The 18,787-nt window shown below is 65.6% G+C and carries 15 protein-coding genes and 1 tRNA gene; 2 read left to right on the forward strand and 14 right to left on the reverse strand.

The genetic code is table 11. The features are described from left to right. The first annotated feature begins 104 nt into the window (after positions 1–104). Entirely contained in the window at positions 105–551 is a 447-nt protein-coding gene (locus tag FHW58_RS22115; protein WP_179675340.1) for a MarR family winged helix-turn-helix transcriptional regulator, read from the forward strand. A 23-nt stretch (positions 552–574) separates the two neighbouring features. On the opposite strand, the gene FHW58_RS22120 is transcribed toward FHW58_RS22115, so the two are convergent. Beyond that, a tRNA-Gly gene (locus tag FHW58_RS22120) sits at positions 575–648 on the reverse strand. A gap of 58 nt (positions 649–706) precedes the next feature. Next, entirely contained in the window at positions 707–2,185 is a 1,479-nt protein-coding gene (locus FHW58_RS22125; RefSeq protein ID WP_179675341.1) for a sulfatase-like hydrolase/transferase, read from the reverse strand. Positions 2,186–2,359: 174 nt separating this feature from the next. Between FHW58_RS22125 and FHW58_RS22130 the strand changes: the two genes are divergently transcribed. Beyond that, a complete protein-coding gene (locus FHW58_RS22130) occupies positions 2,360–3,616 on the forward strand; it encodes a M28 family peptidase (RefSeq protein WP_179675342.1) in 1,257 nt (418 codons plus the stop codon). Here FHW58_RS22130 and FHW58_RS22135 read toward each other — a convergent pair whose 3' ends face one another. From FHW58_RS22135 to FHW58_RS22190, 12 genes are all read right to left on the reverse strand, one after another. After that, complete coding sequence (locus FHW58_RS22135) at positions 3,617–4,282, reverse strand: DUF799 domain-containing protein (RefSeq protein ID WP_179675343.1); 666 nt, start codon at positions 4,280–4,282, stop codon at positions 3,617–3,619. After that, entirely contained in the window at positions 4,279–4,650 is a 372-nt protein-coding gene (locus tag FHW58_RS22140) for a DUF4810 domain-containing protein (RefSeq protein WP_179675344.1), read from the reverse strand. Before FHW58_RS22140 ends, FHW58_RS22135 begins: the two co-directional genes overlap by 4 nt. A 12-nt stretch (positions 4,651–4,662) precedes the next feature. Next, on the reverse strand, positions 4,663–5,340 hold the full coding sequence (locus FHW58_RS22145; RefSeq protein ID WP_179675345.1) for a CsgG/HfaB family protein: 678 nt from the start codon (positions 5,338–5,340) through the stop codon (positions 4,663–4,665). Between the two features lie 116 nt (positions 5,341–5,456). Continuing rightward, positions 5,457–6,551 (reverse strand): S41 family peptidase, encoded by a 1,095-nt coding sequence (locus tag FHW58_RS22150; RefSeq protein ID WP_179675346.1) that lies wholly within the window; start codon positions 6,549–6,551, stop codon positions 5,457–5,459. A 17-nt stretch (positions 6,552–6,568) separates the two neighbouring features. Further along, positions 6,569–7,321 (reverse strand): LytTR family DNA-binding domain-containing protein, encoded by a 753-nt coding sequence (locus FHW58_RS22155; RefSeq protein WP_179675347.1) that lies wholly within the window; start codon positions 7,319–7,321, stop codon positions 6,569–6,571. Continuing rightward, positions 7,318–8,349, reverse strand: a complete 1,032-nt coding sequence (locus FHW58_RS22160; RefSeq protein WP_373996721.1) for a sensor histidine kinase — start codon at positions 8,347–8,349, stop codon at positions 7,318–7,320. Before FHW58_RS22160 ends, FHW58_RS22155 begins: the two co-directional genes overlap by 4 nt. Positions 8,350–8,460: 111 nt before the next feature. After that, positions 8,461–9,912: a flagellin gene (locus FHW58_RS22165; protein WP_179675348.1), complete on the reverse strand. Its 1,452-nt coding sequence runs from the start codon at positions 9,910–9,912 to the stop codon at positions 8,461–8,463. Between the two features lie 77 nt (positions 9,913–9,989). After that, entirely contained in the window at positions 9,990–11,585 is a 1,596-nt protein-coding gene (locus tag FHW58_RS22170; RefSeq protein ID WP_179675349.1) for an SEL1-like repeat protein, read from the reverse strand. Beyond that, the gene (locus FHW58_RS22175; RefSeq protein ID WP_179675350.1) at positions 11,585–13,828 is read right to left on the reverse strand and encodes an EAL domain-containing protein; all 2,244 of its coding nucleotides are present in this window, start codon (positions 13,826–13,828) and stop codon (positions 11,585–11,587) included. The genes FHW58_RS22170 and FHW58_RS22175 overlap by 1 nt, the downstream gene beginning before the upstream one ends. 7 nt (positions 13,829–13,835) lie before the next feature. Next, positions 13,836–15,926 (reverse strand): HDOD domain-containing protein, encoded by a 2,091-nt coding sequence (locus FHW58_RS22180; protein WP_229265448.1) that lies wholly within the window; start codon positions 15,924–15,926, stop codon positions 13,836–13,838. 270 nt (positions 15,927–16,196) lie between these two features. Next, positions 16,197–17,477 carry a multidrug effflux MFS transporter gene (locus tag FHW58_RS22185; protein WP_179675352.1) on the reverse strand — a complete coding sequence of 427 codons (1,281 nt, stop codon included), beginning with the start codon at positions 17,475–17,477 and terminating at the stop codon, positions 16,197–16,199. Between the two features lie 102 nt (positions 17,478–17,579). After that, on the reverse strand, positions 17,580–18,782 hold the full coding sequence (locus FHW58_RS22190; RefSeq protein WP_373996722.1) for a class I SAM-dependent RNA methyltransferase: 1,203 nt from the start codon (positions 18,780–18,782) through the stop codon (positions 17,580–17,582). Positions 18,783–18,787: the final 5 nt, after the last annotated feature.

Here is an 18,787-nt window from a genome sequence, read left to right on the forward strand (position 1 = left end):
CGTTGCATCTTACCTGAAAATTTTGCGCTGTCAAGCAATTCCGATTAAATCGGATCCGATGTATAATCCACTCATTCGAAAGAGGTATTGAGAGGAGGTTCACCATGAGCAAACCGAGCGCCCCGCAGCTGTCGGACTTTCTGTGCTTTGCCGTGTATTCGGCCAATCTGGCCTATGGCAAGGCCTACAAACCGATCCTGGACAAGCTGGGCCTGACGTACACGCAGTACATCGCCATCATCGCCCTGTGGGAAGAGGACAACCAGACCGTCAGCGGCCTGGGCGAGAAGCTGTATCTGGAATCCAACACGCTGACGCCGATCCTGAAGAAACTGGAAGCGATGGGCTACGTCCACCGCGCGCGCGACGCCGCCGACGAGCGCCAGGTGCGCGTCGGCCTGACCGACGCCGGCCGCGCGCTGCGCGAAAGCGCCCTGCACATGAACCTGCGCGACGCCACCGGCCTGACGCCGGAAGAATTCCCGGTGCTGCAGAAAGCCGTGGTCAAGCTGCGCAACAACCTGGTGAAGGCGGCACCGGGCAAGGGCTGATGGGGAAAGAGGAGAATGAGCGCTGGAGCGGGTGAAGGGAATCGAACCCTCGTATGAAGCTTGGGAAGCTGCCGTTCTACCATTGAACTACACCCGCGTGCCCCGCATTCTACGCGGCTTTGCGCAAGATTTACAACTGTCGCCTGTTAGGTGTGCTAGTGGTCCGCCTCCGGGTCCGACCACAAGGCCATGTACTGATCCGAGTGGTTCATCAGATTTTTGTCCATGTCGGCGAAGCGGTTCCTGGGCGGCTGCAGCGGGTGCTGGTTGAAGCCGCTGTAGCCCAGGCCCATGCGGCCGTCCGGCAGCGTGAAGCCGGTGAATTCGAGGATGGTCGGCAGCAGGTCGAAATGCAGCAGTTGCGCACGGTTCGGCGCCGGCGCGTCCTTGGCGATGAAGCTGTTGAAGATGGTGCGGTCGGGCAGTTGCGCCAGCTGGTCGGTCAGCGGATTCTTGCGCGACAGGTGGTCGCCGAGGATGACGATATTCGTATCCTCCAGGTAGCCGTTGTCCCTGGCGTACTTCACAAAGTCCGCCACCTCGGCCGCCGTGCACCTGATCACGCCGTCAAAGCCGCTGAAACCGCGCCGCGCGCAACTGGCTGACAAATAGCCTTCCGGCTCGTGCGTGTCCACCGTCAGCAGCGTCAGGTTGAATTTCTGGCCGCTGGCCGACAGTTCGCGCAGCTTGGTCCTGGCGCGGCTGAACAGGTCGCCGTCATACAAGCCCCAGCCATTCAGCGCGCTTTCCGGCACGCCGCTCCTGAGCCACTCTTCGCGGCCATACGCTTCGTGATAGTGGTGCTGGGCGAGGAACTTGTCCTTGCCGGCAAAGCTGGTCGAGGCGCCGCCCATGAAGACGTTGCGGTAACCCTGCTGCGCCAGCAGGTCCGGCAGGCACACGGCGTTCTTCAGGAAGGAGCTGATCACCTGCCCCTGCGTGTTGGGATCGAACACCGTCACCCGCGCCAGCGGCACGCCGCACTGGGTGGCGACGATGGCGGCGATGGTCCAGCCGGTGCCCGGCACCTGCTCGTAGCTGGGGAAGCTGACGCCGTGCAGCGCGTTCAGCGGCGCCAGCAGGTCGCGGCCGAACACCTGGCGCGCGGCGTAGCCCTGCTCCAGGCTTTCGACGTAAATCAGGATCAGGTTCTTGGGCTGGCTGGCCACCAGCGGCACCGATTTCGGCGGCACGTAGTTGGCGCCGAAGTAGTCCGGGCCAAAGTCGGAAGTGATGTACTTGAAGGCCGAGACGTCGTGCATCCAGAACATGGTGGCGCTGAACGCCACCATCAGCGGCACCCAGCGGTTGAGCCGCGAGCAGATCGCGCGGCAGCGCGGCGAACGGCGCGCCAGCGCGCGCCGTCCACGCCGCTCCATGTAGCAGACCAGCGCGAAGAACACCAGCGGCCCCACCAGGCACCAGCGGACGAAGCGCCGCGTCACCGCCGGATCGACGGTGTTCACCAGCTCCATGCCAAAGTTCATGTGATAGGTGATCTGCTCGATGTCCGGCTTGCCGAACGAGCGGTGCAGCCAGTAGCTGAAGCAGAACAGGAAAATCCCAAGCAGGTACATCCCGCTGCGCATGACGCGCGGCGCGGCCGATTTGAGGGTGGGTGAAAGTAGGTTCATGAGTCGCACGGGGTCGGGGTGGTGAGCCGATCTTCCCAAGCGCGTTTGTCTGGAAAATTGCTGAAGATGTTGGTTTTGTATCGAAGTGTGTGGTTGTGCTTACATGGATTTACTTCCCAAAGCGCGCCCCTCTCATGCACAATGTTCCGGCTCTTTTGACAATAAGGACGAGACATGAAAACAGTTGCAGGTTTGAGCGTGGTGCTGGCCCTGGCCGCACCGATGGCGTGGGCGCAGGAGACGCCAACCGATCCGGTTGCCGTGCTGGTGAAACAGCTGGAGCTGGAGAAGTACAAGGCCACCATCAAGGGCCTGACCAAGTTCGGCGACCGCCGCCAGGGCACCCAGCGCAACCGCGATGCGCTGGACTGGATCGAGGCGCAACTCAAATCCTACGGCTGCACCAACACCGAACGGCTGCGCTACCAGTTCACCCAGCCGGCGCCTGGCACGCCGTCGCCGCGGCGCGCGGCCGGCATTCCGAGCGGCGGCGCCGGCGGTCCGCCGGGACAGGGTGGCAGCACGCTGTTCGGCAACCGCATCCCGACCGGCGTCAACAGCGATCCGATGCGCCAGCCGGACGAGCGCCTGCGCGCGCTGAACGCCGAGCAAACGCCGGTCGGCACCTCGCCGCGCGAGAACGTCTACTGCACCAAGGTCGGCAAGACGCATCCGGAGGAGATGTACATCGTCAGCGCCCACATGGACGGCATCGGCTTCGGCGAAGCGGCCAACGACGACGGTTCCGGCACCGCGCTGGTGATGGAGCTGGCGCGCATCTTCAGCATGCCGGGCGTGGAAACCGATCGCTCGATCCGCTTCATCTTGTGGAACAACGAGGAGACGGGCCTGAACGGCGCCGCCGCCTACGTCGAGCAGCGCAAGGACTTGCAGGGCATCGAGTCGCCCAAGGGCTCGGGCCAGTACCCGGAGCCGAAGTGGCTGGGCATGATCCAGCACGACATGATGATGTACGACCATGGCATGCCGATTCCCAAGCTGGACGCCGGCGGCAAGCCGGTGCTGGATGCGAAGGGCCAGCCGGTGTATGTGTCGCCGCCGGAGCAGCGGCTGGAGGCGGACGTCAACATCGAGTACCAGTCGGTGTCGAAGCAGGCCGAGGGTTCCGCCAGGCTGGCATGGGCCTTCCGCGCCGCCAACGACAAGTACGCGACCAACTACCCGGCCGCCGTCGGCTTCCACATGACGAACACCGATTCGACGCCGTTCATGGACCTGGTGCCGTCGATTTCGCTGCGCGAGAATGAGCGCGGCCAGCAGATCGGCGCCGGCTGGAATCCGAACTGGCACCAGCCGACCGACAACTACGACACCTACTCGGACAAGGACTTCCTGCTTGGCCTGAACGCGGCGCAGACCACGCTGTCCGGCGTGGCGCAACTGGCCGGCGTGCGCATCACCAGGAAGTGATTACTGGGTGCCGTACTTGTCCGAGCGCGGGCCATACAACATGCCGTTGTTATAGCCCGCCGACAGCAGCCGCGTGCTGGCCACGCCGGCCACCGGATGCGACTGGTCGGTGGTGCTGTTGATGACCTGCTTGACGGCCGCCGCCACCAGCGCGCCGATCAGGCCACCGCCACCGTTGTTGCCGCCTTCGTTATTGGAGGCGCTGGCGGTGCCGGTCCACAGCACCGTGCCGGTCTTGAGGTCTACCAGTTTGGCCTCGACCGATACCACCACCACGCTGTTCAGCACCGTGTACGTTGCGCCGTACTTGGACACCGTGATGTACATGCCGGCATCGGCGCCAAAGATTTCCTGCAGCTTGGCCGGTGGCAGCGCGTGGATGTCGGCGGCCACCGTCATGCCATTCTGCTTGAAGGTTTCGCCCACCAGTCCCACCGGCAGCACGTAGTAGCCGGCTTCCGCCAGCGGGTACGTCACCTGCGCGTAGACGCTGTTGCCGGCGTTGACTTCCGGCGAATTGTTCAGCGGCGGCAGCACCAGGATGGAGCGCGGCTTGGCGGCCTTGAAGGCGGTGTAGTCATACGCCGCCTGCTTGTTGCTGGCGCAGCCCACGGCCAGCACCAGCGGCGCCACGCAAGCCGCCAGTTTCAGAATACGCTTGATCATATTTTTTCACCCTTCTTTACTTTCGCCAGCAGGAAGTCCATGTAGGCCGCCGATTCCGGGAACAGCTTTTTCTCGTCCTCGAACTGCGCCACCATCTGGTCCTGTTTGCCGGTGATCGAATACAGCATGCCCAGGTGCGCGTGGAAGCCAGGCGGCACCGAGGCGCCGCGCGCGCTGATGGTCTGCAGCGCTTTTTCCATCTCGGCGATCTGCTGGTCCGGGCTCTCGCCCTTGAGGTGCTGGTAGACCTGCGGCTGATAGCCATCCCAGCCGTACAAGGTCTTCGGCGGCGCAGCGCAGCCGGTCAGGAAGGCCGCGCCGGCCAGCGTCAGCAGCATGCCGGCGCGTTTGATGATCGTGATGTGCATGAAGGCTCCCGGTTATCGACGCACGGTCAGCGCACCGGCGTCGACGCCGGCCACCAGCTTGTCCACCGCTTCGCGCATGGCCAGATCCAGCACCTTGCCGTTCAGCGTGGCGTCGTAGCTGGCGGTGCCGCCAAAGCCCAGCACCTCGCGGTTGGACAGGCTGTATTCACCGGCGCCGGCGGTCGAGTAGACCACTTCCGAGGTGGCGATGTTGACCACGTTGAGCGTGACCTTGGCATACGCCACCTGGGTCTTGCCGCGGCCGGCGATGCCGAACAGCTGGTGGTCGCCCACCTCCTTGCGGCCGAATTCGGTGACGTCGCCGGTGACGATGAAGTCGGCGCCCTTGATGGTCTGGGCCTGCTGCTTGAAGCCGGCCTCCTGTTTCATCTCGGCCAGGTTATCCCGGTCCAGCACGTTGAAGCGGTTGGTCTGTTGCAGGTGCGAGATCAGCACCGTCTTGGCCTGGCTGCCCAGGCGGTCGACGCCGTCGGAGAAGATGCCGCGCATGAAGCTGGAGCGGTTGTCGAATTTGCCGACCGCGATCGGCGACCGTGGCCCCGCGTACGGCTTGGCCGCGCTGCTGACGGTGGCCACCGCCACCGCCTGCGAGCTTTCGGTGGCGCAGCCGGCCAGCGCCGACAAGGCCATGACCACGGCGGCCAACTGTGTAGATTGCATCTTTTTCATATTTTCCCTGGAGTGAACGGATTCTTTAAAAAAAAAGTTCCAGTGGGAAATTTTATAGATTTTTCCTCTTTGCAATCTCTCCAATACTCACCCGGCCCAGTACCCACGGCATGATGTCAACGAGGCTCGCCCCGCAGCGTGTAAATCGGCTTCTCGGATTCGCCTTTCTCCGCCATGGCCAGCAGGCGCTGGAGTGCGGCGCGCTCGTCGGCCTTGGCGGACGACAGCAGCTTGCGCAGGATGGCGACATGCGCCGTCTGCAGCGCCTGCGCCGCGGGCACGGCGATATCCGGTTTCACGCCGACGTGTTCCCAGTTGGTTTTGGTGACGAAGTTGGTCGCGCGCGAGGTCGGGATCGCGACCACGATGCCGCGTCCCACGCCAAACCAGCCGACCGGATTCGAACCGCCGCCGGTGGTCTCGCCGACCAGCGTGCCGCGCTTCTGTACCTGGAAGTCATAGGCGCAATCCTCGCCGCCGGAGAAGGTGCGCCCCGAGGTCAACACGTACACCGGCTTGTCGTAACGCACCGCCACGGTCCGCGTGGTCCAGAACTGCCGCGTCGTATCGGTCGGGCGGTTGTACATGTCGATCAGGTGACGCTCATCGCCCAGCGGGAAGAAATGACTCATCAGGTAGGCCACGCTGTCCGGGCTGCCGCCGCCGTTGCGGCGCAGGTCGAGGATCAGCGCATCGGTGCCGGCCAGCAGCGATAGCGCGGCCGTGTAGGCCGGACCGACCGCTTCCGTGAGACCGAAGCCGCGCAGCTCGATGTAGCCGACATTGCCGGGCAGGCGTTCGATCTTCTCGATGCCGAAACCGCGCCGCGCGGCCATCTCGCGCCACTGCTCCATTTTGGCGCGGCTCGGCGGCTCGTCGACGTCGCCGGACTCACGAAAATTGTCATCGACCATGGCGCCGAAATGCAGGTCGCCGCTGAACTCGCGCAAGTCCTTGGCCAGCGCCGTGCTGAACGCCTTGGCGCTGTCGGCGTTCGCATAACCGCCAGCGGCATTTTTCTGCGCGATGGCGCCGCCGACCCGTTCGGCCAGCGCCGGGTCGATGTAATTCGCGTTCATTTTCCCGACCAGCGCGTGCACGACCTCCGCGCGCGCGGCCGCGTTGAACGCGGCACTCTCCGCCGCGCAGGCCGGATACGATGACAGCATGCTCAGCACCATGCCTGCGACAAACTTCCTTCTACCTACCATACATCCTCCAGGTTGGACTACGAATCGGATTTGGTTTTGAGTTGTTGCAGCGCCTCGGCCAGCGCCGGCATGTAGGTGCGGCTGGCGCGCAGCACGCTGCCGTCGCGCAGGCGCAGCAGCGCGTCGCGGTTGGTGAGCGAACGCAGTTCGGCGATCATGTCCAGCCGCACGATGGACGAGCGATGCACGCGGTGAAACCGGGCCGGATCGAGCTGCAGCGCCAGCTGGTGCAGACGCTCGCGCACCAGCCATGTCTTGCCATTGGCATGCAGCGTGGCGTAGTCGCCATCCGCCTCGATGCGCTCGACCTCGGCCACCGGCACCAGCACGGTGCGCGATCCGGTCCGCACGCTGAACGTCAGCGCCCGCGTTTCCGGCGCCACCGCGGCGCGGCCGCGGCCACGGTAGGGGAAAGCCTGGCGCGCGCGGTCGAGCGCTTCGTCGAAGCGTTCGTCGTCGACGGGCTTGAGCAGGTAATCCAGCGCGGCCAGTTCAAAGGCCTGCACCGCGAAGCTGTCGTAGGCGGTGAGCAGGATCGCCATCGGCCGCTGCGCCGGCGGCAACGCCGACAGCAGCTCGATACCGCTGCGGCCCGGCATCTCGACGTCGACAAACACCAGGTCGGGCTTCAGCGCCATGATCCCTGCGCGCGCGCTGTCGCCGTCACCAAATTCGCCCGCCAGCTCGAAGCCGGCGTGCCGCGCCAGCCGGACTGTGACCGCCAGCCTGGCAAGCGGCTCGTCGTCCACGATCACCACCCGGATCGTCATGCCGCCTCCAGCCGGCTGCACGGCAGCGACACGCGCACGTGGAAGCGGCCATCCGCATGCCATCCCGCGCCCACCTGCTGATCCGCGCCATACAGGTGGCGCAGGCGTTCCCGGACATTCGCGAGGCCGATGCCGGGCTCCGCCTGCGGCCGCCGCTGGCCATCATTGCGCACATCGATGCACAAGCGCCCGCCGTCGCGCCCGACCACAATCTCCAGCAGGCCGGGGCTGGCCAGCGGCGCGATGCCATGGCGGATCGCGTTCTCGACCAGCGGTTGCAGGATCAGGTAGGGCACAACGCTGTCCAGCAGATCGGGACCGACCTTCATGGTCAGGCACAGGCGCTCGCCGAGTCGCGCCTTTTCGATGGCGAGGTAAGCGTCCAGCAGGGCCAATTCATCGGCCAGCGCGTGCTCGTGGCGGCCGTCGTGCGCCAGCGTGGCGCGCAGGAAGTCGGACAGCGACGCCAGCATGCGGTTGGCCTCGCGGTTGGACTGGGCCGACACCAGCGCGGACACCGCGTTCAGGGAATTGAACAGGAAGTGCGGATTGACCTGCAGGCGCAGCGCGCGCAGTTCGGCATCGCGCGCCGCGCTTTGCGCCTGGGCCAGATGCAGGCGCACCTGTTGCAGCGAAAAGTAATAGGCCGCCACCGCGTGCACCGCGCAGAACGCGACCAGCGCCAGCCAGCAGCTGTCCAGGCCGCGCGCCAGATACTGCCACTGGTAGCCGGTCTCCCGTCCGATCGCGATGCCAAAGCTCTGTCCCAGAAAGGCGTTGGTCAGCGCCATGGCATAGGTGACCACCAGCAGGATCGATCCCATGCGCAGCCACGACCAGTCGCGGCGCCACATGGCCCGCTGCAGCAGCGTCAGCGGAATCAGCCAGAGCAGGCAGGCCACCAGGAACAGCGTGCGAAACGCCACGATGTACAGATTGCTGACGGCCGGCAGGCCCAGAATGACCATGCAGACGGAAACCGGCAGCGCCGCCAGCACGGGAACGAACAAGGGGGTGTCGACTTTCACGCGAGGTTTCCAGAAGTGCAATCCCGCAATTCTAGCGTTTCGATCCACCAGCGGTCCACGTCGATGCGCCGAGCCGTGCACACGCCGCGGCCGGCCGGTGGCGGCGCGGATCTAGCGCAGCAGCGCCAGCACCTGCCTTGGCAACGCGTTGGCCTGCGCGACGATGGCGGCGCCGGCCTGGCTGAGCACCTCGGTGCGCGTCAACTGTGCCGCTTCGGTGGCGTAGTCGGTGTCCATGATGCGCGAGCGCGCCGCCGACAGGTTGTCGGCCGTGTTGTCGGCGTTGCCGGCGGCCGCCGTCAGGCGGTTGCTCATGGCGCCAAGGTCAGCGCGGATCGCGTCCACCTGCGCCAGCTTGGCGTCGAGATAGGTCAGCGCGTCGCTGGCGCCGCTGTGGGTCGACAGATCCATTGGCGGCTCGCCCGGGGTCGAGATATTCTGCTCCACCAGCTGCGGCGGTCCCACCACCACCGAGGACTGCGCGCCGGCCGTCAGTCCCGCCCGTGCCGGATTGGCGCCAGCGATTTGCATGCTGTGATTGCCCGGCTTCGCATCCTCGGTGATGGTCAGCGCGCCCTTGTTGGTGCCCGGCGTCAGCCCCAGCGACGCCAGCGCGCCGCCCGATGTCTCGGTGAGGAAGATGTCGCGGCCGTCGGCGGCGGTCAGCGTCAGGGTGCCGCCGTTGGCGCTGGCCGTCACGCCATTGCCCACCGCGCTGATGGCCGCCGCCGCGCTGGCCGCGCGCGCCGCCGCCGTGGCGCCGGCAATCGCGCCGACCGCCACGCCGTTCACCGCCAGCGCGCCGCTGGCCAGCGTGCCGCTGGCGCCCACCAGACCGGTCAGCGTGGTGGTGGCCGTGGCGGTGATGCCGGGGATGGCGGACCCGTTGACCGCCGCCGCCAGCGCCCAGGCGCTGTCCGCGCCCTGCCCGGCCTGGGTTCCCGCCACCGACGCCCGCACCGCGCCGTTGTTGATTATCAGGTCGCCGTACTGCAGCGCGCCGACCACCGCCGTGCCGGTCGCGGTGGCCTGCTGCGGCGCCAGGTTCACCAGGCCGCGGCCGGTACTGGGCAGCAGCACCGCCTGCGGGATGCGCAGCTGCACCGTCTCGCCGGACCGGGCGCCCACCTGCAGCTGGCCGGAAAACGAGCCGTCCAGCAGGCGCTGGTTGTTGAAGCGCGCGCCGTCGACGATGTCGACATTGGCCGCCACCAGCGCGTCCACCTCCTGCTGCAGCGACTGGCGGTCCAGCTTGCTGTTGGTGTCATTGGCCGCCTGCACCGCCAGCTCGCGCATGCGCTGATAATTCTCGGTCAGCTGGCCGGCCGCGCCATCGGCGATCTGCACCAGCGAGATGCCGTCGTTGATGTTTTGCGTGGCGCGGCGCAGGCCATTGATCTGCGCCGTCATGCGCTCGCCGATCGCCTGCCCGGCCGCGTCGTCGCGCGCCGAGTTGATCCGCGTGCCGCTGGACAGGCGTTGCAGATGCACGGCCAGATCCGCGCCCGCACGCGTGTAACTGCGCTGGGCGTTGAGCGAATCCAGGTTGGTGTTGATCTGCATGGGTGAACCTATTCCGGCGCGAAATGACGCTTGACGTCTTGTTAACGGCGGAAATGGGCCGGACTTGAGGCGTGCGCTTAGCCCGGCAGCGCCTCGACGCGCTCGCGCGCCCGCGCCAACTGGTCGGGGTCCATGCGGCCGGCGGCATTCGACAGGTAGCGCGCGGCGGCGCCGAAGCCGGCGCGGTCGGCCATCGTCAGCCACATCCAGGCCTGGCCGGCGTCGGCCGCCACGCCCTGCCCGGCCAGATACATCAGGCCCAGGTTGAACTGCGCGCGCGCGTGGCCCTGGCTGGCGGCCTGCAGATACCAGTGGTGCGCCTGCGCGTAATCGCGCGGCACGCCCAGGCCATTGTCATAACGGAGGCCGAGCGCAAACTGGGCCTGCGTGTGATTCTGCTCGGCCGCCTTGCGATACCAGTGATTGGCCTGCACGCAGTCCGGTTGCGGGCCATCGTCGTTGTCGTACAGCAGGCCAAGGCTGTACTGGGCCGCCGCGTAATCCTGCTCGGCGGCGCGGCGATACCAGCCCAGCGCCTTGCGGTAGTCGCGCGGCACGCCGCGCCCCGTTTCGTAGCGCAGGCCGAGGTCGAACTGCGCGCGCAGATGTCCCTGATCGGCGGCCTTGCGATACCAGAAGATCGCTTCCTGAGGATCCGCCGGCACGCCGTGGCCGGCGTCATACAGCAGGCCAAGGTGATACTGCGCGCCGGGGAAGCCCTGCTCCGCCGCCTTGCGATACCAGTACTGCGCCTGCTGGTAATCCTGCTCCACACCCTGGCCGTGGTCGTAGCGCAGGCCGAGATTGTTCTGCGCGGCCGCGTGGCCCTGCTCGGCCGCCTTGCGATACCAGTCCAGCGCCTTCTGCTCGTCGCGCGGCACGCCCTGGCCGTTATCGTAGATCAGGCCCAGGTTGAACTGCGAACTCGCATGGTCCTGTTCTGCCGCGCGGCGATACCACAGGATGGCCTTTTGCGAATCCTGGGCGATGCCGTCGCCCTTGTCGAAGCGCAGCGCCAGGTTGAACTGCGCCGGCGCATAGCCCTGGTCCGCCGCCTTGCGATACCAGGACAGCGCCTGGCCCACATCCTGCGGCACGCCCTGGCCGTTGTCATAACGCAGGCCGAGATTGAACTGCGCGCGCGCATAACCCTGCTCCGCCGCCTTGCGATACCAGAAGATGGCCTGCTTGAAGTCCTGCGGCACCCCCTTGCCGGTGTCGTACATCATGCCGAGATTATTCTGCGCGCCGGCGTCGCCCTGTTCGGCCGCCTTGCTGAACCACAGCATGGCCTGCTGCGTGTCGTTCGGCACGCCCTGGCCCTTGGCGTACAGCCAGCCCAGGTTGTACTGCGCGGCCGCGTAGCCCTGCTCGGCCGCCTTGCGGTACCACGCCGCCGCTTCCTCGAAGTTCTGCCCGACGCCCTGGCCCTTCTGGTACATCACGCCCAGGTTGTACTGCGCGTGCTCCAGCCCCGCCTGCGCGGCCTGGCGATACCACACCACCGCCAGCTCGTAGCTCTGGCCCACGCCCTGGCCGTTGAAGTACATGAAGCCCAGGCTATGCTGGGCATTGGCGACGCCGCGCTCGGCCAGTCCCTTCACGCGCAGGAATTCCGCCGTGTACGTGCTGCCGTTATTCGCCTCGGCTTCGTTGGGACTGAACTTCGTCATCAGGCCTGAATCGCAATCTTGGCGGGTTGATACTCCGCCGCCGTCACCGGCGCCGACGAACGGCGGCCCTGCTCCTGCAGCACGTCGATAAAGCTGTGCAGCGAAATCGGCCGGTGATACAGGTAGCCCTGCATCGTCGTGCAGCCGTTGGCCTCCAGGTAGCGCGCCTGCACCTCGGTTTCCACGCCCTCCGCCACCAGGTGCAGCCCGAGGCCGCGCGCGATCGAGATAATCGCCAGAATCACCGGGTAGTGGCCGTTCTCGTCGTGGATCTCCTTGACGAAGGACTGGTCGATCTTGATGGTGTGGATCGGGAAGCGGTGCAGGTAGGCCAGCGACGAATAGCCGGTGCCGAAATCGTCGATCGCCACCGACACGCCCAGCTGGCACAACTTGTTCAGCTGCTCGATGGCGTACTGCGGATTGCGGATGCAGATGTTCTCGGTGATCTCCACCTCGATCTGCGCCGGCGAAATGCCGTAGCGCGTCAGCGCGCCGCGCATCTTCTCGAAGAAGTCGCCGCGGTCCAGATATTGCGGCGACAGGTTCAGCGACAGGCGCAGCGCCTCGCCGCCGGCGGCGTTCCACTGCACCAGGTCGCGGCACAGCGCGCCCAGCATCCAGTCGGAGATCGGCAGCATCAGGCCATTCTCCTCGGCGAACGGCAGGAACTCGCCGGCCGACAGCAAGCCGCGCTGCGGATGGTTCCAGCGCATCAGCCCCTCGGCGCCGATGATGCGGCCGGTGGCCACGTCCACCTGCGGCTGGTAGTACATTTCCAGCTCGTTGTGCTCCAGCGCCTTGCGCAGCGCCTGCTCCAGCGCGATCTTCTGGTGCGACACGTCCAGCATCGAGTTGTGATAGAAGCTGTGGCCATTCTTGCCCAGCGCCTTCACCTGGTACATGGCGATGTCCGCATGGCGCAGCAGTTCGTCGATGGTTTCGCCGTCGCCCGGATAAATCGCGATGCCGATCGAGGCCGAGATGTGCACCTCGTGCCCGTCCAGGTCGAACGGCCGTTGCAGGCTTTCGAGGAACTTGTCGGCGATGGCCTTGGCGTCCTGGCGGTCGCGCAGCTCCGGCAGCACGATGGTGAATTCGTCGCCGCCCTGGCGCGCCAGCGTGTCGCCGCGGCGCAGGCAGTCCTTGAGGCGCGCCGCCACCTGTTGCAGCAGCTCGTCGCCCTTGACGTGGCCCAGCGTGTCGTTGACCAGCTTGAAGCGGTCCAGGTCGACGAACATCACCGCCAGTTCGGTCAGCTTGCGCTTGGCCTGGATCACCGCCAGGCCAAGGCGGTCCTTGAACAGCATGCGGTTCGGCAGGTCGGTCAGGATGTCGTGGTAGGCCTGGTAGGAGATGACTTCCTCGGCGCGCTTGCGGTCGGTGATGTCGCGCGCCACGCCGTAGGTGCCGAAGAACTCGCGCGTCTTCACCTCGTGATCGGGAATGTGCATGCCGATCGCGTTCAGCGAGATCGTCATCAGCGTGTTGTTGAAGGTGCGCTCCACGCCGCCGCCGGCGCCGGTGCCCGGATGGCACTTCAGGCGCAGCTCGACGTTGCGCGACGCCCGCTCGTCGACGCGGCGCTCGTTGAAGGCGTAGCGCGCGCGCTCCTGGTCCTCGTCGTGCACCAGCACCGAGTAGTGCTTGCCGATCAGTTCCTCGCGGGTGAAGCCCAGCAGCTGCTGCACGCGGTCGTTCACGAAGGTGAACTTGCCCTCGTGGTTCAGCGTGTAGATGATGTCCGGCGACGAGTCCACCAGGTAGCGGTACATCTTCTCCGAGTTTTCCAGCTGGCCGGCGATGCGCGCGTTTTCCACCGCCAGCTGGCGCTTCTGCAGCGCGTTCTTGACCGTCTTCAGCAGCTCCTCGCGGCTGTAGGGCTTGCGCAGGTAGTCGTAGGCGCCGCGCTTCAGCGCGCCGATGGCAGCCTCGATGCCGACATCGCCGCTCATCATGATGACGTCGCAGTCGATGTCGCGCGCGTTGATGTAATCCATGATCTCGTGGCCGCTCATGTCCGGCAGGCGCAGGTCGAGCAGGATCAGGTCGAATTTCAGCTTGGTCAGCTGGGCCAGCGCCTCGCTGCCGCAGGTGGCGGTCACCAGGTGGTAATCGCGGTCGCGCAGCAGTTCATACAACGACGACAGCAGGCGCGGTTCGTCATCAACAAGCAGGAGGCGGGGACGGTTATCAGAAGTCAGCGCTTCGACGGGGGCGAGGTCGAAAGAGTTCAGGTTCATCATGGCCTTAAGCGGAATCCATCACCCTCGTTTGCACGTTGGCGAGTTGGCTGGTACTGCCCTTGGCGGGCAGCAGGATTTCAAACGTGGTACCCGTTTTGCCGGAACGGCAGGTAATCAGGCCTTGCATTTTCTTGACCAGGCTGTGGACGATCGACAGTCCCAGGCCATGGTGAGCGCCCTCCTTGCTGCTGCGGACAGGAGAGAACAGGTTGGCCAGCACGTCTGCCGACAAACCAGGACCGGTGTCGCTCACCACCAGTTCCAGATACAGCTTGCGTTCGCGGTTGACGTGGCCGCGATTGGAGATCTCGATCTTGCCGCCCTCGGCCAGCGCTTCGATGGCGTTCTTGATCAGGTTCACCAGGATCTGCTTGAGCATGTCGGCGTCGCCGTCGATCTCCGCCGGCTCCTCCTGCATGCGCACCACGATCTGCACCGAGGCCGGCACGAAGTCGGTGGCGCGGAACAGGCGCAGCACGTCGTCCACCACCTTGGCGACGTCGGTGACGCGCGCGGTTTCGGTGGGCTGCAGGTCGGCCAGGCCGTTGATCAACTGGCCGACGCGGTCGATCTCCTCGTTCAGGATCGACATCTCGCCGACCACCGGCTCGCGGCGCGCCAGCTTGCTGTCCAGGACCGACAGGTAGTTCTTGATGATCGACAGCGGATTGTTCACCTCATGCACCACGCGGCGCGAGGCTTCGCGATACTCTTCCGCCACGTGGGCGATCTGGCGCCTGGCGTGACCGCGCTCGCTCAGCGCCGTCTCCAGCGAGGTGGCGGCCTGGGTGCCGAACGATTGCAGGAAGCGTTCGCGCTTCTGCAGCAGCTGCAACTGCCACGCCGGCGCGCCGCCGATCAGCACACCGAGGCAGCGCTGGTTGGCCACCAGCGGCAGGCACACCATGCTGTCGCTGCCGAGAATGCGGAACAGCTGCTCTTCGGCGACGTTGTGCGCCTGGTTGTCGCGGCTCACATACGCCACCTTGCGCTCCAGCGCCGACTGCGCCACCGCGCCGCCCTTGTTCAGCGGGATGACGAATTCCGCCAGCCGCTGTTGTCCCTCGCCGGAGGCCACGCCATGCAGCGCGTGGCCGGTGGGATTCTCCAGCAGCAGCACGGCGTTTTCCAGGTCGAACAGGATGCGCGCCGAGCGCGTGATGGCTTCCAGCAGGCTCGCCTCGCCGTGCTGGCGCGCGAAGGTCTGGCCCATCTCGGAGACCAGCATGATGTTGCGCACCTCTTCCGACAGCCGCTGCTGCACCGGATCGACCACCGGCGGCGCGTAGGCCGCTGGCGCCACGATGTCGTCGGCGCCGGCCAGGTCGATGCCCAGATAGTTGGCCGACTTCTCCACCTGGCGGTCGGCGTTGCTGACGATGTGCTCCAGCTTTTCCGCGTCCAGGTTGCACAGGCGCGCCGCGTCCTCGATGGCCTGCTGCTGGTCTTCATGGCAGCCCAGCAGGTGCGCCAGGCGCACGATGCGGATCAGCGGGTGCGCCGCCTCCAGGCGGGTGATCGGTTCATGGTGATACAGCACGCTGTCGGCCAGGAAGGAGTCCAGGTTCCAGCGCTCGATCAGCCAGGCGCCGGCTTCCGAATGGGTGATCTGCAGCGTGCGTTGCTCGACCGCGCACAGGTCTTCGTCATCGCGCGCGGTGAAGTTGAAGGCGTATTCCTTGGGCGCGGTGGCCAGCAGCGCCAGGCGGCCGACGTTGTGCAGCAGGCCGGCCAGATAGGCCTCCTCCACGTGCGGGTAATCCATCTGTCTGGCGACATCGCGCGCGATGACGGCGGTGGTCAGCGAGCCTTTCCAGAAGCCGCGCAGATCGGTGCTGGCGGAATGCGGGAAGCTGTTAAAGGTCTGGAATACCGATTCGCTGATCACCAGCGTCTTGATCATGTCGGTGCCGAGCGACACCAGCGACTGCTCCAGGCCCACGGTGCGCTGGTTGCGGTGGTAGGCCGAGCTGTTGGCGACGGTCAGGATCTTGCTGGTCATCGCCGCGTCCTTGGCGATGAGGGCGGCCAGCTCCGGCATGCCGGCGTCGTCGGCCTGCAAGTGCTCAATCAACTTGATGAGTATCTGCGGCATGGCCGGCAGACGGGCAATCAGCAGTCGATTGCGAATATCATGGTCAGATTGTTGATGCATCGTATCAAACATTGCCGCCAGTAGACATCAATCAGGGGGCGGAACTCAACGGCCAAATTCCACCAACGTTAGGTTTCATGCGGGTTCCAGGCGCGTTTCCAGGGCCAAAAAGGCGCGCCAAAAAATTATCTTAGCATAAAGTCTGATAATAACTTAACACGTGGCAAAATTTCTTCCTCAACTAAGCCACTTTCCTGCCGTTAATGTTTATCAACCCGGATAGCGCGTTAGCATGCTCCGGTAACGGCGCGACGTCAACCACAAAGCAAGAGCAGAGGCACTAAACGCCATTTGTCCGGCGGCTAGCCACAACGCCGAATGTGATAGCACGGGGGCGATCACGCCTGCCACGATGGCGCCCAGCAGCGTCACCGCGAACGACTGCACCGAGGCCACGGTGCCGCGGATGTGCGGGAACAGGTCCAGCGCCAGCAGCGTCGCCCCCGGCGCCACCACCGACATGCCGAAGGTATAAAACAACAGCGGCAGCACGGTCCACGGCAGCGCCGGCGGCAGCAAGCTGTGATACAGCAGGTTGACGGTGGACGCCGCCAGCAGGAAGCAGAAGCCGATGCCGATCTGGCGCGCGAAGGTCATCTTGCCGGCGATGCGGTTGGCCGCCAGCGCGCCGAGGAAGATGCCGCCCACCGACGGGATGAACAGCCAGGCGAATTGCGAGGCGCCGAGGTGCAGCGTCTCCGGCAGGAAGATCGGCGCGGCCGAGATGTAGATGAACAGGCCGGCGAAATTCAGCGCCACCACCCCGGTCTTCATATGGAACAGCGGCGAGCGCAGGATCTCGCCGTAGTTACGCACCAGGAAGCGCGGATTGAAGGGATGGCGCTTTTCCGGCGGCAGCGTCTCCGGCAGGCGGCGGTAGCAAAAGATAAACAGCAGCGTGCTGTAGGCCAGCAGCGACAGGAAGATGGTGCGCCAGTCGGACAGCGTGACGATCCAGCCGCCGAGGATGGGGGCGATGGCCGGGGCGATGGAGAAGATCATGGTCACCAGCGACAGCAGGCGCGCGGCGGCGGCATCCTCGTACAGGTCGCGGATGATGGCGCGCCCCACCACCACGCCGGCGCCGGCCGACACGCCCTGCATGATGCGAAATACCCACAGGTAGTGGACGGTGTGGGCGGAAGCGCAGCCCAGGGTGCCGATGGCGAACATGGCCAGCGACACCAGGATGACGTTGCGGCGGCCGAAGGCGTCGGACAGCGCGCCGTGCCACAGCACCATGCCGGCGAAGGCCAGCATGTAGAAGGTGAGGCTTTGCTGCACTTCCAGCGGGGTGGCGTGCAGCGTGGCCTGGATGTTGGGGAAGGCCGGCAGGTAGGCGTCGATCGAGAACGGGCCGATCATCGACAGCGCGGCCAGCATGACGGCCAGCGCGGCGGCGGTCAGCGGCTTGCGGTGCGGCGGCGGGGGTGGCGGCACATCGTGGTCGACGTCCTGGTCGGGCAGGTCGGCTGGCGGAGTCGGTAGCATTAATCGTTTTCCTTATAGCGCGCGTGCTTTCACCCCAAAGCGGTGCGCCGCCGCCGGGGTCAGACCCCGTACGGGGTCTGACCCCTCTGTGGCCCTGCGGGGTTAAGCGTCTTTGGGTTTGGCGGCCTCGCGGCGGTTGAAGCCGGCCACCATGTCGAAGCGGAACAAGCGGCATTCCAGCGCGCCGTTGAAGAACGGCGTCTTGCGCGCCTCCTTCAAGCGCAGCAGCTTCGGCACGCCCAGATCCGCCGTGAACAGATACACCGTCCAGCCGGCAAACCGCTGCTTCAGCGTCGAACTGAAATCCGCATAGAAGCTGTTGGCCAGTTCATCCTGCTGCAAACTGCTGTCGCCACGCACGCCGATCCGCTCGCCGTACGGCGGGTTGGTCAGCAAAATCCCCGGCTGCGCGGTTGGCGCCTGCACCTGCTGCGCCTCGATCTGCTTCAGCGGCACATCAAACAGAATGCCCGCGCTGCGCAGATTGTGGCGCGCCATCGCCACCATATCGCCCGAGATGTCGGAACCGAAAATGGTCGGCTCGGCCGGCAGCGGATTCGGCTTGATATCCGCCTTCATCTGCTGCCATACGCCAGCCTCGAAATCGTGAAACTTCTCAAACGCGAAACGGCGGCGCGCGCCCGGCGGCACGCCCTGCACCATCTGCGCCGCTTCGCACAGAATCGTGCCAGAGCCGCACATCGGATCGAACAGCGGCATGCCCGGCTTCCAGCCCGACACCCGCAGCAGGCCGGCGGCCAGGTTCTCGCGCAGCGGCGCGTCGCCGGTCTCGGTGCGCCAGCCGCGCTTGAACAGCGCCTCGCCCGACGTATCCAGATACACGATGAACTGGTGCGCGTCGACAAAGCCGAAGATGCGCATATCCGGCTCCTTGGTATCGACCGACGGCCGCTTCTTGTACTGATCGAGGAAGCGGTCGCAGATCGCGTCCTTGATCTTCAGCGTGGTGAACTCCAGGCTTTTCAGCGGCGACTTCACCGCCGTCAGATCGACGCGGATGGTGTGCTCATAGCTGAACCACTCCTCCCACGGCTGCTCCAGCGTGAGGTCGTAGATATCGTTCTCGTTCTTGTAGCCGCCGGCGCCCATGCGCATCAACACGCGCGAGGCGATGCGCGAGTGCAGGTTCATGAGGTAAGCGTCGGTCAGCTCGCCCGAGGCGTGCACGCCGCCGGGGACTTCGTTGTGCACCTTCATGGTGGTGCTGCGTTGCGCGATCTCGCGCAGTTCTTCGGTTAAAGCCGCTTCCATGCCGCGCGGGCATGGGCAAAAGAAGGATGCCATAGGTG

This window comes from Duganella sp. 1224 (assembly GCF_013408245.1).
Lineage (GTDB): Bacteria > Pseudomonadota > Gammaproteobacteria > Burkholderiales > Burkholderiaceae_D > Rugamonas.

Coding starts and splice junctions, on each gene's coding strand:
- FHW58_RS22115 (WP_179675340.1), top strand. CDS start 105: ATGAGCAAACCGAGCGCCCCGCAGCTGTCGGACTTTCTGTGCTTTGCC.
- FHW58_RS22125 (WP_179675341.1), bottom strand. CDS start 2,185: ATGAACCTACTTTCACCCACCCTCAAATCGGCCGCGCCGCGCGTCATG.
- FHW58_RS22130 (WP_179675342.1), top strand. CDS start 2,360: ATGAAAACAGTTGCAGGTTTGAGCGTGGTGCTGGCCCTGGCCGCACCG.
- FHW58_RS22135 (WP_179675343.1), bottom strand. CDS start 4,282: ATGATCAAGCGTATTCTGAAACTGGCGGCTTGCGTGGCGCCGCTGGTG.
- FHW58_RS22140 (WP_179675344.1), bottom strand. CDS start 4,650: ATGCACATCACGATCATCAAACGCGCCGGCATGCTGCTGACGCTGGCC.
- FHW58_RS22145 (WP_179675345.1), bottom strand. CDS start 5,340: ATGAAAAAGATGCAATCTACACAGTTGGCCGCCGTGGTCATGGCCTTG.
- FHW58_RS22150 (WP_179675346.1), bottom strand. CDS start 6,551: ATGGTAGGTAGAAGGAAGTTTGTCGCAGGCATGGTGCTGAGCATGCTG.
- FHW58_RS22155 (WP_179675347.1), bottom strand. CDS start 7,321: ATGACGATCCGGGTGGTGATCGTGGACGACGAGCCGCTTGCCAGGCTG.
- FHW58_RS22165 (WP_179675348.1), bottom strand. CDS start 9,912: ATGCAGATCAACACCAACCTGGATTCGCTCAACGCCCAGCGCAGTTAC.
- FHW58_RS22170 (WP_179675349.1), bottom strand. CDS start 11,585: ATGACGAAGTTCAGTCCCAACGAAGCCGAGGCGAATAACGGCAGCACG.
- FHW58_RS22175 (WP_179675350.1), bottom strand. CDS start 13,828: ATGAACCTGAACTCTTTCGACCTCGCCCCCGTCGAAGCGCTGACTTCT.
- FHW58_RS22180 (WP_229265448.1), bottom strand. CDS start 15,926: ATGCCGCAGATACTCATCAAGTTGATTGAGCACTTGCAGGCCGACGAC.
- FHW58_RS22185 (WP_179675352.1), bottom strand. CDS start 17,477: ATGCTACCGACTCCGCCAGCCGACCTGCCCGACCAGGACGTCGACCAC.
- FHW58_RS22190 (WP_373996722.1), bottom strand. CDS start 18,782: ATGGCATCCTTCTTTTGCCCATGCCCGCGCGGCATGGAAGCGGCTTTA.